This is a genomic window from Sphingomonas sp. OK281, assembly GCF_900115295.1.
GTDB lineage: Bacteria > Pseudomonadota > Alphaproteobacteria > Sphingomonadales > Sphingomonadaceae > Sphingomonas.
In genome coordinates, this window is the sequence record NZ_FOVZ01000001.1 from 1,152,107 (window position 1) to 1,166,333 (window position 14,227).

Consider the following 14,227-nt stretch of genomic DNA (forward strand, 5'->3'; position numbering starts at 1 on the left):
AACCAGATTGCCGCAGATTAAAAAGGTAAATTGCATTAATCATTCCGCCCCGTACGGCCGACCTGCATCAGGATCGCTTCCGAGGGCAGAATGTGATCGAGGAACGGCAGGATCGCCGCCCCGATCGCGGGCGCATCGTTCGACATCGTCGCCCGGATGACCCGCGCCGCGGACGGCAATTGGGCATCGGCAAGCATCACGTTCAACCGATCGACGAGCACGTCGACCAGTACCGCCGGCAGACGACCACCGATCAGCACGGCACTGGGATCCACGAGGCAACTGACCGCGATCAACGGTTCGATAAGCGATTGCGCCGCGTCCTCGATCCAGCGTTCGACGATCACGGCGACCGCAGGGTCGTCGCGCGTCAGCGCCTGGATTCCGTCGATCACGCATCCGCCGGCATCGAGCCTTGCGTAGAGTGCAGACAGCGATACCGTCTCCTGCACGGTCTGGCCCGCTGCGCGTCGCGTCATGTCGGGCATGAAGCCGATCTCGCCACTGCGCGCGCCTGCACCGCGAAAGTAATTACCGTCTATGACCAGTCCGCCGCCCAGGCCCGCGCTGACCAACACGTAAAAGAAGCTGCTCAGCACCATGCCCGAACCGAATTGCGCCTCGCCGATCGCCGCCGCGGCCGCATCGTTGTCGACATGGACGGACCACGGGACAATCCCTTCGACCATCGCCTGGACGTCGATCTCGTTCCAGCTTTCATACGCGGACGGGCGATGCGGCAACGTGACCCGGCCGAGATCGTCGGGCATCGCCACGCCGACGCCCAGCATGCGCCGTTCGTCGACCAGCTTCGATGCGCGGATCGCGGCAACCTCGTCACGGAGCCATGCGGCTACCTGGTCGGGCATCGCGAAGGCGACTTCGAGCGTCGCGCGCGTCAGCACGGTGCCGGCCAGATCGATCGAGACGATCGTGATATGATCGCGATCGATATTGATGCCGATCGAGAACCCGCCGGCGGGATTGATGACGAGTTGCGCCGCGGGCTGGCCCCGCGCGCCTTGCCGCCGCCCCGCCTCGCTGATCAGGCCGGCGTCGAGCAGCCGCCGCGTGATGTTCGCGATCGTCGGTGCGGTCAGCCCGGTAATCGCCGCAAGATCGGTCCGGCTGGCCTCGCCGCTTACCCGGATCGCCTGCAGCACCGTACGCTGATTGTAATCGCCTGCGCGCTCCAGATTGGTACCCGACAGGCTTATCCCCAATCGTGCCCCATGGTCGAAGGACCCTGGCTTTGCGGGTGTCTGACCGGAATCCGCTGCGCCATCCTGTATCGCCATCTCGCCCCGATTCCCGCTGCTCTCGGTTGGTCTCATACTGGTTTGACCTGTGTTAGTCTTGAGTTCCACTGGCAACGGCCACCGGCCCTTGAGAAAGCGGTGCCCTCCGCAACGCGGTCATTGCATCCGGACGCCTGCTAGCGTTAGCACGGCGATACGGATCACCCTATCGCTAGCGCTGACAGCGATGACAATAGCCCATGGGAGCGGCTGCATGAGTCTCGATACTGTTGGAAAGCGGGGGCGTCGAATGGCGGCTGCCGGTCTTGCGATCATGGCGATAGCGCTACTCTCGACATCGGCATCCGCGCGCACCGCGTGGCCGGACGGGACGAAGGCCGCGATCGTACTGACCTATGACGACGCCCTCGAATCCCAGCTCGCTACCGCCGTACCGGCGCTGGACGCAGCCGGGCTCAAGGGGACGTTCTTCCTGTCGGGCGTACGGCAATCCGACGTCGTTCGCTGGCGCCGCACCGCCTCGCAAGGTCACGAGCTCGCCAACCACACGATATTCCATCCCTGCGCTGCCGCGACGTTTCCGGCCGACCCGCGCTACACTGCTGAGGCGTACACGCCGGCCAGCATGCTGAAGGAAATCGAGCAGCAGAACGTCCTGCTGGCCGCCCTCGACGGTCGCGAACGCCACGGGTTCGCGACGCCGTGCGGGCAGACGCTGGCGGGCGGCGCGGACTATATCGCGCCATTGCGGGCGTCGCGCCTGGTCAGCTATGTCCGCGGCGTTTCGGCGACATCGACCGATCTGGCCATCGACGCCGCCAGCCGCGATCTCATGCAGATCCCGGCACGCGGATTTGCCGAGGGGACGACTGGCGACCAGTTGATCGCCTACGCGCGAGAGGCAGAGGCCGCGGGCGGCATCGCGGTCTTCCTGTTCCACGGCGTCGGCGGCGACCATCTCGCAGTGTCGGCCGAAGCTCACCGGATGCTGGTCGACTGGCTGAAGGCGCATCGTCGGGACGTATGGACGACGACCTTCAGCCAGGCGCTAGATTGGGAGCGCGCGCACCGCGTCGCGCCACCGGTCGCTCGTACGCCCTGAACCGCCCGGACACGTGCAGGACCGCCATGAACTGCAGCAGTCCGTCATAATAGCGCCATCGCCCCCGTGGCGGGTCGAGCGCCCATAGCGTGGAGACGAACGCCGGTCGGAAGGGTTGCCCTCCGGCGAGCGACGCCACCGCGTTGCTGGCAATCAACGCCGACGATGGCGCCGGGTCCAGGACGGTTCCGTCGACACGGTAAAGCGACGGATAGCGGCTACCTCGCGCCTCGAAGAAGCGCTGCACCCGATCGCTGAGCGTCGCGGCGGATGGATTTTTCCCCCACCAGGCTTGGTCCACGGACCAGTTCGCTGCGGTACGGAAGGCATCGTACCGGAAGTCGTCGTGCCCGCCGATCGCCACCGGGCGCGCATCGAACGTCGCGTAATCGGGGCCGAGACCTGTTTGCCGGTCCACCACGCGCGCGAGATACTTTCGGCTGGTCGTCGCGATTCTTCGCCACCGTCGCCGATCCTGGGTACGCCGTCCGCGCCAGCCCGTCGCGTGCCGTGCCCAATAGTCGTAGAAGGCCGGCAAGTGGTAGGACGGGTCGGTAAAGGTCGCGCTGTCGCCGACCGGCACGAAGACGACCTGGTCGGTGCGCGCATCGAACATGTCGGTGACCCCGGCCACGATGCCGCCGTTCATCTCCTGCTTGTGCAGCATCACGTCCAGCACGCTGTCGGCCTGCGCCGCATAGTCGTATAGCGCGGTGCCGCTGCCCCACCGCTCGGCCGCCATCAGCAGCGCGGTGGCGATATAGGCCTCGCCATCGGAGGCGGGAACGGTGTCCGCGTCGCAACCGGTCGGCTTGCATTGCCACCGGAAATAGCCGGCGCGCGGGCCATCGCGGTAGCGCATGTGCGTCGCCGCCCAGTTCCACAGCGCATCGAACGCAGCCTTGTGATCGGTCTGGACGGCAATCATCATCCCGTAGGACATGCCCTCGCTCCGCACGTCTGCGTTGCCGACGTCGAGGATATAGGCCGACGGTCCATCCGCTGTCGGCGCGGCGGCGTAGAAGACCCGGCTATCCTCGTCGCCTTCGAACAGACTGTGCCAGTAATCGGCGATCTTCGCATTGACCTCCGCAGGGCCCACAACCGGATCGAGCCGCGCAACGAGATTGGGATACCGCCCGCTTTCGACGGCCGCGGCTGTGACCGGGCCCGGCAAGAACGCCATGAGCGCACACATGGTTAGGAATGCCGCAGGTCTCATGACACCCTTCACGTATACCCCTTGCCCCGCTCCTTGGCGGCTGTCGTGGTCTTCAGCTGCGCACCGACGTTACTTGAGCAGGACCGGACCAGTGCTGATCCGGATCCGCAGCACTTGATACGGCTGTTTGCGCAGATCGCGTCCACCGTGGAAGTTCGCCTGGCGATGAAGCTGGTTCGACGTGAAATAGAGCCAGCCGTCGGTGCCGACCGAAAGGGTGTCCGGCCAGAGGATGCGTGGATCCTTGGCGATCGTCGTCCAGCGGGCTGCCGAATAGCGGCGGATCGCCCCGTTCTCGTAATCGCCGGCGTAGATGTTCCCCTTGCTGTCTTCGCTCAACCCGTCCGACGGCGCCTTTGGCCCGAGGTCCTGGATGGCGGCCGCGATATCTGCATCGGACTTGGTCGGATCGCGCAGCAAGGCCGTCGGCACGCTGTAGAAATGGCGGCTCGACAGCGCGCAATAATAGAGTGTTCCCCCATCGGGCGAGATCGCGATCCCGTCGGTCGCGACCCGCCAAGGCGACGGCGCGCCACCCGCCGGCCGGTTCATGATCGCCTGCCCCTCCACCGTCGGTACGAAGCCGGGATCGGGCATGGTGGACGCATGACCGGACAGCCGCCGCGTAGCCTTGCCGGTGGCCAGGTCGACGACGATCAGCCCCCCCGGCCCCTTCATCGAGCTGTCAGTGATGTAGGCGACGCCTTGCGCACCCTGGCGAAGGTCGAACCGGACATCGTTGAGATAGGTGGTCGGCAGCACGACGTCGGGTTGATCGAGGACGAGAGTCTTGACGATACGGTTGGTTGCAAGATCGATCGCGACCAGCTTGGCCCCACCTGCCACCGGTGCGGAAAATTTGGGCGCGCCGGTATCCAGGACCCAAAGCCGGTTGGCGCTATCGGCCACGACGCTCTGGACGCTGACGAAATGATCGCGCGCCGCGCCGCGGGCCCCGTCGTTGGTCGCGACGTCGGGGTAGGCCGTAACCTTGCCGTTCTTCAGTTCGCCGACCGCGAACGGCGCGTTGTCACCCCATTGCGGATAGTTGACGAAGATACGACCGTTCGGTGCAACCGTGACGCCGGTCGGCATCGCGCCGCGCAATTCGGCGACCACCTCCACGGGTGCCGGGCGCTGCTGCGCTGGAAGGGAAGCGGGCAATACAAGTGCGAAGGCGGCGAAACCTGGACGAAACATGCTGAATTCCTCGTGCGTACGGCGCGCATCGGTTCGCCGCTCGTTGTCGATGGTGCCAACGCGCGCACGAACCAGACGTTGCCTCCGCGCCTCCAGGACCCGGGCTCCCCAGGTTGGCGCGCATGATGGTCGACCGGCACGACCGGCAGTCCCGCCCTGCCGCGCCGTGTCATTCCGCCAGTTCGCGCATCACCTTGATAAGGTCGGACTTACCCTCGAACCCGATGCCGGGAAGTTCGGGCATGGTGATGTGGCCATCGATCACCCTCACGCCGTCCGGGAAGCCGCCATAGGGCTGGAACAGGTCCGGATAGCTCTCATTGCCCCCCAGCCCCAGGCCGGCCGCGATGTTGAGCGACATCTGGTGCCCGCCATGCGGAATGCACCGCGACGGCGACCAGCCGAACTGCTTCAGCACGTCCAGCGTCCGCAGATACTCTACCAGCCCGTAGGACAGCGCGCAGTCGAACTGCAGCCAGTCGCGATCGGGCCGCATGCCGCCATGCCGCAACAGGTTGCGCGCGTCCTGATGCGAGAACAGGTTCTCGCCCGTCGCCATCTGGCCGGGATAATAGTCCGAGATCGCCGCCTGCAGCGAGTAATCGAGCGGGTCGCCGATCTCCTCGTACCAGAACAGGGGGTATTCGCGCAGCATCTTGGCATAGGCGATCCCGGTCTCGAGATCGAAGCGGCCATTTGCATCGACCGCCAGTCGCGCTTCCGAACCGATCTCATTCAGCACGGCTTCGATGCGGCCACGGTCTTCCTCGATCGACGCGCCGCCGATCTTCATTTTCACGACAGTGTAACCGCGGTCCAGATAGCCGCGCATCTCCGCGCACAGCGCATTGGTGTCCTTGCCGGGGTAGTAATACCCACCCGCCGCATAGACGAACACGCGCGGATCAGCCTCGCGGTGATGGCGTTCGGCCAGCATGCGAAACAGCGGCTTGCCCTCGATCTTGGCGACCGCATCCCAGACCGCCATGTCGAGCGTACCGACCGCCACCGAGCGTTCGCCATGCCCACCCGGCTTCTCGTTGGTCATCATCGCCGCCCATATCTTGGCGGGATCGATATTGTCGCGCGTGTCGTCGAGCAGGCTGTCCGGTTCCGCCTCCAGGATCCGGTCGCGGAAGCGTTCGCGGATCAGTCCGCCCTGGCCATAGCGACCGTTCGAGTTGAACCCGTAGCCGACCACGCGCTTGCCGTCGCGAACCACGTCGGTGACGACCGCGACAAGGCTCGTCGTCATCTTGCTGAAGTCGATGTAGGCGTTGCGGATAGGGGACGAGATAGGCTGCGTGATCTCGCAGACGTCAATGATGCGCATGATTGCTCCTCCTGGAACGTGGTAAGGGTGGCCCGGATTGCGCCGCCGGTATGGAGCGGTCAGCGGAGGGGCACCTCGCCCCTGTTTCGCGATGCGCTTGAGCGACGCGTCGGTAGGCGATGACAGCGACGCGCCTGATCGACAAAACGATCCCCACGGCGATCGGTCGTGATGCTGATCGGTACCTGATTATCGATTGCGTAAGATTATCACGTCATAGCCGATTTTCTAATCCTTGGTTGTGCTGTGTGAACGCTCTTGCCGTTCCGACACGCTGGATCAAATGCCGATATGGTTGGCAGTTATGCCGATTTGGCATAAACATATCCGGTGGTCCGATTTCCGGACGACAACCCGGGACGAGCCGTGCAACTGGATTGGCTGGAAGATTTCCTGGCTCTCGTCGAAGAGAGCAATTTCTCGCGTGCGGCTCGACGACGGAACATTACGCAGCCCGCCTTCGGCCGACGAATCCGATCGCTGGAGCAGTGGGTCGGCACGTCGTTATTCACGCGCACGACGGCCGGCACCGCGCTCAGCCCTGCCGGCGAGCAGTTCCATCGCTATATCCTGGTAGCGGTACGTGACCTGTATCGTGCGCGGACGGCGGCGCTCGACGTTGCCAGCGAGGCCGCGTCGGTCCTGACCATCGCTGCCACCCATGCGCTGTCGTTCACGTTCTTCCCGCAGTGGATCGTCGCGCACGCCCCGCACGAACCGATCAACCTGAAATCCGACAGCATGCAGTCTTGCGAGACCATGATGCAGCGCGGAGAAGCATCCTTCCTCCTGTCCCACCATCATCCGCTCCTGCCGACGTCGCTCGACACGCCGGATTTCATACGCGTCGAAGTCGGCGAAGATATGCTGGTACCGGTCTGTCAGCCGGACGGCACCGGCGCGCCAAGATGGGCGCTGGAGACTGCCGAAGTGCCATATCTGGCATACAGTGCGGAATCCGGCTTGGGCAGGATCCTGGCGGCCGATTGGGCGTCCCGCGGTCTCCCACCGCCTCTCGTTACGGTGCTTCAATCCAGGCTTGCCGCTGCGCTGCTGTCGATGGCGATCGACGGGCGCGGCGTCGCCTGGGTGCCCCGGTCGCTCGCGCAGTCGGCGCTTGCATCGGGAAAGGTGACGTTGGCTGCCGACGACACATACGCGACCAGAATCGCGATCGCACTCGTCCGGCCGCTCCTATCGCTGTCGAAGGTATCGGAGGCGCTGTGGGCATCCGCCTGCGGACCCGGCAGTCGCATCGCCCCTACACCAACTCGCGGATGAGCTCCGTCGCGGTGCATTCCAAGGCCCGCAACCAAAGGACGCAGTACCCACCGACGCCCTTCAGTCCGGCAGCATCGCGGCGGCACGGTGACGTCACGGTTGCGATCTACGATCTGATCAGGAGCAAACCGCCTCTCGGCTGCACGAACTGCTTGATCGAGGCATTACGATCGACGGGGATCCTTGTCCTGCCCGCAGCAGACAAGGACACCCCCGGCAGTGGCGAACGCGCACGCGTGCGCGATCGACTCGTCCGAGGACCACAGCGCGCCGGGATCGAGATCGTTCTCGAGAACCACTGCCCCCGCCCCTCTCGAGACAGGCGACGGTCACTGTGCCACTCGCCTGCCCCTTTGGGCTGTGCGCGCTGGGGTTCCTTAGCGCGGGGTACGATCAGGATTGCGATCGCCCCACCGTGGAGTTTCATGACCCTCGTCTCGGAGGGCCTCAGGCTGGAATGTCCGCGACGCTGGCGGTGTTCGCTGCGACGATGCCAGTCTCGCGATGTCGGAAATCGCTGAGCGCGCGGTACACCTGCATGCGCGCTCGCATCACGCCGCCCAGCGGGCGATGCGCCACCAGACTATGCGCCGGGCGGAACGTCATCACCTCGTCGAAATACCGGACCCGGTCGCGGTCATAGGCATCCTGTTGCGGCAAACGGATCGTAGCGATGGTGCGATACTCGCTGTCCTGCGTCGGCCACTCGACCGACGTGTCCTCGATCGGCTGCGTTGCCGCATTGGCCCAAATCTGTGCGCGCAATTCGAAGACTGCATCGTCGGCCTTGAAATAGTCGACCGCCGCATGACGAAATCCGTCCTCGTCCTGATGCGGATCGAGGCGCCAATCTCCGAGCGCCAGTTGCTCTGCCGCAATCGGGAACGCACCGATCTTGGCGACATAATCGCCATAGCGGACCGGGCATTGGCTGAAATAATGATCGACCAGCGCGTGGCCGAACGGATGGCCATAGAAGTCCAGCGTCGCGCTGGGCCCTCCCGCGACCGCGTTCAGCACTTTGTTGATGTTGCGCGCGATCGATGCCGCTGCGCTCTTGACGCCTTCGGGCATCGGCACGGTCATCCCGATCGTCTTCGCCTGCGCAAGAAACCCCGCTGCGGTTCCAGCGGGAAACGTCGTGCCACTCGCCAGCACGAAATCCTGCGTCGGCACGTCATGCCCCGCCAGCGTTTCACCGGCGACGCCGAAAACCTTGATCGCCATCCCCCGATGCGTCGAGACCCGGTCTCCCAGTTTCTCACCGGGTCCCTGGGCAAAGCGAACCGCGACGTCGAACGTGCCCGGATTCGCGAACAACCCCTGTGCCAGTTCCGGCGGCAGATCGGCGGCAACGACCATTTCGCCGACGACGCACGCCGTGCTCTTGGCATGGCTGGCGCGGACCGCATGGCCGTCACGCTTCTCGACCGCCTGGCTCTCCTGCGTCATCCCCTTGATGATGCCGTCGATACTCTCCTGTTCACCGGGTTCGAGCGTCTCGATGTCGTCGCGATAGGGTAGATAGGGCATGGAAAGCTCCTGTTGTATCAGGATGTTAACGCCCGAATGCCCGGCGACGTTTCTGTACGGTTCCGGGCAGAGGCACGCGTGCGCTGCTATCGGCTGCAACGATCCGGCAGATCGGCCAGCGCCGTTGCCTCACCCGAAACCCTATCCAGCATCATGATCATGCAGTGGCCAGCGGCAGCCGAGCAGCATTGCGAGCAGTTGCAAAATCGCAGCCGAGGCTAGCGCGACGGACACACCGCGTGCCTGCGCCACCGAGCCGAACACGCCGCTGCCCAAGGCGATCCCGGCAAAAATGGCCATCTGGTAAAGCGCGAGACTGCGAGCCAGCACGACGCGCGGCGCCGACATCTGGACCGCCACGTTGAACGTCGACAGCGCCAGCACGGTCCCCGCCCCAGCGGCCAGGAGTGCCAATGCCGTCACGGTAAAGCCGAGATCGGCAGCAACGCCGATCGCTCCACAGGCGACAGCCACGGATGCGATCCGCACCGCGCTTTCATTCGACAGCGACTGGCGGAACCGTCGGCTGACGAACGAGCCGAGAATCGATCCGAGACCGAAGGCTGCCAGCAATGCGCCGAAAATCTGTGCGGTGCCGCCGACGAGATTGTGGGCGACCAGCGGCATCAGTGCCAGGATCGTGCTGGACATGGTGCCGAACAGCGCGGCGCGGATCATGGTCACGCGCAACACCGGCGACGCGATCGCATGTCGGACACCGCCGAGCATCGATGCGCCGATCCTTTGACGGGCGGGCCGTTCGCCTGCCGCCGGTCGCCACCGCGACAGCACGACGACAAGCCCGATAAAGCTGATCGCGTTCACGACAAACGCCGCAGTCGCGCCCGCAGCCGCGACGATCAGGCCGCCGACGGCAGGACCGACGGTCCGCGACAGGTTGAACCCCAGGCCATTGGCGATGATCGCAGCGGGAATGACGCGACGTGGTACGAGATCGCCGACCGAAGCCTGCCAGGCGGGCGCATGGAAAGCCGCACCGCAACCGAGCAGGAACGTACTGCCGAGGAGCAGCGCGGGGGTCAGCAGTTCCAGCCATCCGAGGATCGCCAGCGCGAAGGCGACCAGCAGCATGAACAGTTGCGCGGCGATCATGACGTGCCGGCGGTCGCGATTGTCCGCTACCGCTCCGGCGAGCAGCGATAACAGCACGATCGGCAGCGTCGCCGCCGTCTGCACGAGCGCGACCGATCGTGCGCTATGCGTCAGCGACAGCATGAGCCACGCGGCGCCGACCGACTGTATCAGTCCGCCGAAATGCGATGCCGTGCTGGCCAGCCAGACCGCACGGAAAACGGGAAAGGCGAAGGGCGACGCGGCGGGGTCGTCGGCAGGCATACGCATCGGATCAGATCGCCCGTCTCGCAAAGGCCCCGCGCACGACCCTACCTGGGCGGTGCGCGGGCGCGATCAGAACTTGTACTTCATCTGCAGGCCGTAGGTCCGCAGGTCGGGAAGACCGACGATCAGCGCGGAACTGTACGTGCTGTAGCGGAAGTTGTTGGTGAGGACGCTCGCATCGGCGATCGTCGTGTACGATCGGTTGTTGGTCACGTTGTTGACGAACGCCTCGATCGAGAAACCGTTCTGGCTCACCCCGATGCGCGTGTTGACGGTATGGCTCGCCGCGGTCTTGACCAGATTGGCGGCGTCGGACCACATCCCGGACTTGAAGGAATAATCGACGCGACCGAACCACGACGCGTCGTCCAGCCCCCGAATGTCGCCGGTATACTGCCCCCCCGCAGTAGCCGCATACTTCGAAGTATTCGGATTTTCGTTGCCGCTGAAGTCGGTGATCCCGGAATAGGCGGTCACGGTCACGTTCTGGAATTTCTTGATCTTGCTGTCGGTCAGCGCCGCCGAGAAATTGAGCGCGATCGCACGGGTCGCATTGAACGTGCCATCGAGCTCGATGCCGCTCATGTCGACGGCGCCGGTATTGGCCGAGCCGCGAATGATCTGCGTGGTGTTGGTCGCGGTGTCCACGACGTTCACCGTGATGGCGTTGATCTGGTTACGCCACGGCGCGAAATAGCCGTCCAGCGACAGGCGAAGCTTGTTGTCGAAGAACCGGCCCTTGACGCCGATCTCGTAGTTGGTGACCTTTTCCGGCGCGACCGCAACGCTGATCCCCGCGGCGCTGGCCACGTTCTGCTGGGCTACGCTGGCGGTCAAGAATGCGGTATTGAAGAGACCCGGGTTCACGCCTTTCGAATAGGACGCGTACGCCATCACCGCCGGCGTCGCCTGATACTGGGCGATGAAGCGCGGCAGGAAGTTCTTGTAGTTCTGGTTCAGCAGCTTCGATCCGCCCGCATAAAAGCCGGCAGGAACGAACAGATCGGTGGTCGCGGTGTAGCCGGTCGGCTGCGCATAGGCGTACAGCTTGTCGATCTGATAGCGGCCTTCGGCGTTGAGGGTCAGTTTGTCGGTGACCGCATAGGACAGGCCGTAGAACGCCCCGAAGGTACGCGACCGGGTCGCGCCGCTGACCACCGACGCATAGGTGTCGGTGCCGAGCGCGCCATTGCCGCCGCCGAGACCGCCCTGTGAGAAACTGTTCAGATAGCTACCGCCAAAGCTCGCCTTGAACCGCCCGCCCTGATCGTAGCTCGCGCGCAACTCCTGCGAAAAGTCGCGATTGATGCGCTCGACCAGATACGGAAAGTCGAAATAGCTGCGACCGGTGGTCGTTAGGTTGGCGATTGTCGTATCGCCGTAATTGTCCAGATCCGACAGCTGGCTGTAGCGCTCGTTGTTATAGCTGGTGAGCGACGATACCGTTACGCCGGTGTCGCCGACCTCGTAATCGGCGCCGAGGTGCAAGTGATAATAGCGCCGCACCAGGCCGTAGCCCTGCACGCCGTCGTCCGGATCGATCAGGCGGCCATTCGGGTTGGCGAGGAAGTTCTGAATGACGGAATCGTTGGTGGTGTTGGACGAGGGGGTCGTGCTGCTGAGCTTCGGCGCGGTGCCGCAGAAAAACGCGTTGGACACCGCCGCTCCGGTCGACGAACGACCGGTCAGCGTGCAGTTGGACTGGCCGGGTACCACCACCGTGCCGGCGGCGTTGGCAATCGTGTAGGCGGATATCAGGCCTTGCGCGGGTGCGCCGTCCTTGTCCTCGGACAAGAGCCCGAACGCCTTGATGGTCAGCCGGTCCGTCGGTTTGGCGACCAGCATGACCGTCCCGCTGGTGGTTTTCTGATCGCCCAGCGTCTGGCCTGGTACAGCCTTGTTTTCATAGGAACCGTTCTTCGAGAAACGGTCGCCGCTGATGCGGAAGGTCAATTTGTCGCCGAGGATCGGACCCTCGATGTCGGCATGCAGCTTGTAGTTGTCGCGGGTACCGATCATGCCGCCGACCGATCCGGCGAGTACGCTGCCCGGCACCTTGTTGACGACGTTGATCGCGCCGGCAAACGTGCTGCGCCCGAAATACGCGGACTGGGGACCTTTCAGAACTTCGACGCGCTCGGGATCGCTGATCGAGGAGAAGGCGCTCGGGGACGCGACCGGCGCGCCGTCGATGAACAGCGCCGATGTCGGGTTCGTCGCTGCCGACGGTGTGAAGCCGCGGATGATGACCTGCTGAAACGAGCGATCGTTGCGACCGGCTGCGTTATTGTTGACGTTTACGCCGGGGGTGAAGTTCGCAATGTCGTTGATCGTCGTGATGCCGCGTACTGCCAGGTCCTGCGCCGATAGCGCGGTGACCGCGACCGGCGTCCGCAGAATGTCCTCGGACCGCCTGCGTGCGGTGATCACGATGTCGCCGCCCGGCTGCGCATCCGACTTCACCTCGGCCGGCCCGGCGGTCTGCGGCGCGGTCTCCGCGGAGAGCACAGGCGCGGTGGACACAGGCGCGGGGGACACAGGCGAAAAGGGGGACGTACTGTCCGTCGGCGTCTGGGGATCGGCGACCTGGGCAGCGGCCGGCATCGCCAGGGCTACGCCGATCATCAGCATAGGCACCAATGCGGACGTCGAGCGGGCGTATTGCTTCAGGTTGTTCATCCAAAAATCCCCATAAATACCAATTGGGCGCGACCTACCCCGATCAGGGGACCGATCACTCGCCGGCGGACCGGCGATCGCGCGTTCATGAACACTTCCTGCGGCCGGCGCTTCTATCCGAGACCTTGAACGGCTCCGGTGATTTGCTCTGCCGTATCGATAATAGACGGGCTGCTGGGGCAACCTTCTTTCGCAGCAATCATGATGCTGTCACATATTTTCTATAAGATGGATGCGGGACGTTGACCGCTGGGTGGATAATTCGCGCCGCGTGCAGCCGTCATCGCGCCGGGATCGCCTTGTCCAGGAACGTCTTCACGTCCTTGGCGAACCGGTCGGGGATTTCCCACATCGGCCAGTGCCCGACATCGGGATAGCGCACGAGCTCGACATGCGTATTGGCGAAGCGCCGGACCGACGCCTCCGCCCCTTGCGCGATGACAGTGTCGCGTTCGCACCATTGCAGCAGCACGGGCGCGCGGATCGTTGCCGCGATCGCGCCGACGTCGGTGGTCTTGAACAGCACGGCGTTCGACTTCAGGAACGACTGCTGGCGCGCCACGGCGCCGGGCAGGTTCGCCTGGTCGTACATCATCTGCGGCAGGTAGGGCGGCACTGCCCAGCCGGGATGCGAGGTGTCCTCGAACACCCATTTGTAGAAGATCTTCGGATGATAATCGGGCAGCACCGCCTTGTTGAACGCCATCATCGCCCGGATCTTCCAGTCGACCGCGCGAGTCTGGCTGGGGCGTTCGAGCGGCAGGATCGAGAACGCCATCGCGGTAATCCGCTCGGGATGCCCGGAGGCATATTGCAACGCGACGTTCGACCCGTTCGAGGTTGCGATCACCGCGATCTTCGGGATCGCCAGGCGGTCGAGCACGCCGCCGACCAGTTCCGCCGCGCGCTTGGTCGTGTAGCCGTTCTTGGGATCGAGCCCGCTGAGGCCGTATGGCGGCCAATCCATCCGCACGATCGTGTAATAGGGCTTCAGTCGCGCGACGAGCGGATCCCATTCGTGGAGGTTGACGCCGGTTCCGTGCAGCATCAGCACCGGCGGCCCCCTGCCCTCGACGCGGACATGCACATCGACGCCATCGATCGTCAGGAACTGCGACGGCGCGCTCGCATAGCGTTCGACCAACGTCGCGCGATCGCTGGCGAACCAGCCGGCGCGGGCCGGCACGTACCATGCGAGCCCGGCGATCAGCAACAGGGCGACGACGCCGAGCGCGCCTTTGATCCAGCGGGTCATGGGC

The 14,227-nt window shown here is 64.5% G+C and carries 10 protein-coding genes; 2 read left to right on the forward strand and 8 right to left on the reverse strand.

Features of this window, described 5'->3' with window-relative positions:
* Window positions 1-35: 35 nt before the first annotated feature.
* Window positions 36-1,223 carry an ROK family transcriptional regulator gene (locus BM244_RS05180; RefSeq protein WP_254784271.1) on the reverse strand — a complete coding sequence of 396 codons (1,188 nt, stop codon included), beginning with the start codon at window positions 1,221-1,223 and terminating at the stop codon, window positions 36-38.
* A gap of 289 nt (window positions 1,224-1,512) precedes the next feature.
* Here BM244_RS05180 and BM244_RS05185 point away from each other — a divergent pair, with 289 nt between their 5' ends.
* Window positions 1,513-2,361 carry a polysaccharide deacetylase family protein gene (locus BM244_RS05185; protein ID WP_254784272.1) on the forward strand — a complete coding sequence of 283 codons (849 nt, stop codon included), beginning with the start codon at window positions 1,513-1,515 and terminating at the stop codon, window positions 2,359-2,361.
* Here the strand turns inward: BM244_RS05185 and BM244_RS05190 are convergent.
* The 3 genes from BM244_RS05190 to BM244_RS05200 form a co-directional block, all read right to left on the reverse strand.
* Window positions 2,297-3,547: a family 8 glycosyl hydrolase gene (locus BM244_RS05190; RefSeq protein WP_175518066.1), complete on the reverse strand. Its 1,251-nt coding sequence runs from the start codon at window positions 3,545-3,547 to the stop codon at window positions 2,297-2,299. The two genes, BM244_RS05185 and BM244_RS05190, sit on opposite strands and share 65 nt — an antisense overlap.
* Window positions 3,548-3,652: 105 nt before the next feature.
* Window positions 3,653-4,783: an L-dopachrome tautomerase-related protein gene (locus BM244_RS05195; protein ID WP_093397800.1), complete on the reverse strand. Its 1,131-nt coding sequence runs from the start codon at window positions 4,781-4,783 to the stop codon at window positions 3,653-3,655.
* Between the two features lie 169 nt (window positions 4,784-4,952).
* Window positions 4,953-6,116 (reverse strand): mandelate racemase/muconate lactonizing enzyme family protein, encoded by a 1,164-nt coding sequence (locus BM244_RS05200; protein ID WP_093397802.1) that lies wholly within the window; start codon window positions 6,114-6,116, stop codon window positions 4,953-4,955.
* A 366-nt stretch (window positions 6,117-6,482) separates the two neighbouring features.
* On the opposite strand from BM244_RS05200, the gene BM244_RS05205 reads away from it, so the two are divergent.
* A complete protein-coding gene (locus tag BM244_RS05205) occupies window positions 6,483-7,397 on the forward strand; it encodes a LysR family transcriptional regulator (protein ID WP_175518068.1) in 915 nt (304 codons plus the stop codon).
* Between the two features lie 447 nt (window positions 7,398-7,844).
* On the opposite strand, the gene BM244_RS05210 is transcribed toward BM244_RS05205, so the two are convergent.
* The 4 genes from BM244_RS05210 to BM244_RS05225 form a co-directional block, all read right to left on the reverse strand.
* Window positions 7,845-8,930 carry a catalase family protein gene (locus tag BM244_RS05210; RefSeq protein ID WP_093397805.1) on the reverse strand — a complete coding sequence of 362 codons (1,086 nt, stop codon included), beginning with the start codon at window positions 8,928-8,930 and terminating at the stop codon, window positions 7,845-7,847.
* Window positions 8,931-9,071: 141 nt separating this feature from the next.
* A complete protein-coding gene (locus BM244_RS05215; protein WP_093397807.1) occupies window positions 9,072-10,292 on the reverse strand; it encodes an MFS transporter in 1,221 nt (406 codons plus the stop codon).
* Between the two features lie 66 nt (window positions 10,293-10,358).
* Window positions 10,359-12,968, reverse strand: coding sequence for a TonB-dependent receptor (locus BM244_RS05220; RefSeq protein WP_093397809.1), 2,610 nt, complete (start codon window positions 12,966-12,968; stop codon window positions 10,359-10,361).
* 280 nt (window positions 12,969-13,248) lie between these two features.
* Entirely contained in the window at window positions 13,249-14,223 is a 975-nt protein-coding gene (locus tag BM244_RS05225; RefSeq protein WP_093397811.1) for an alpha/beta fold hydrolase, read from the reverse strand.
* Window positions 14,224-14,227 lie beyond the last annotated feature (4 nt).